The sequence below is a fragment of the Pseudovibrio sp. POLY-S9 genome, from assembly GCF_001431305.1.
Lineage (GTDB): Bacteria > Pseudomonadota > Alphaproteobacteria > Rhizobiales > Stappiaceae > Pseudovibrio.
The window spans coordinates 1-708 of the sequence record NZ_LCWX01000124.1 but is presented as its reverse complement, the minus strand read 5'-3'; the positions used below and the strand labels follow the sequence as shown (position 1 = coordinate 708).

Below are 708 nucleotides of genomic sequence, written 5' to 3'. Positions count from 1 at the left end.
CCAAACATGTCACCTAATGCCCCATCGGCAGCAATCAGCTTGGTTTGTGTGTAACCGCCCTGACCATCTGGGACATAAACATAGACGGAACCTGCGGCAGAAGCGCTTGCATCATCCATGCTGGCGCCAACAACGATCACACCGGCTTCATTGATGGCAACAGAATTGCCAAAACCATCCCGGGTGGTAGCATCAGAAGCTGTCAGCTGGATCGGAGTGCCGTATTCCCCCTGCCCTGTTGGAATATAAACATAAACGGATCCGGCTTCGGCACTAGTTCCATCTGTGCCCTGCGCGCCAATAACAATGACACCAGCCTCATTGGTTGTCACGGATGTGCCAAACTGATCATAAGGCAGACCATCAGGTAACGTAAGTTTGACTGGAGCCTGATAGTTCCCTGTGTCATCAGGCTGATAGACATAGACCGACCCACTTTGTGAGCCGTGGTCATCATCACCAGAAGCTCCGACGATCACCAGGCCTGCATCGTTGACGGACACAGTTGAACCGAAGAATGCACTTGTTGCTCCATCCGGAGCTGTCAAGGTTATGCCCTCATAGCCACCACTTTCAAGCGGCACGAAGACTTCAACAGATCCTGCTTTAAAAAGCCCCTCACCAGAACTCTGCGGTGCTCCGCTGACAATAATCCCATTATTACTAATCGCAACTGCACTGCCAAACTGGCTCCCGGCATTTCCTTCT

1 protein-coding gene is annotated in these 708 nt (G+C 51.8%); it reads right to left on the bottom strand.

From position 1 onward, the window contains the following. On the bottom strand, positions 1–708 hold a 708-nt coding region (locus PPL9_RS10680; protein ID WP_200962252.1), incomplete at both ends, for an FG-GAP repeat protein.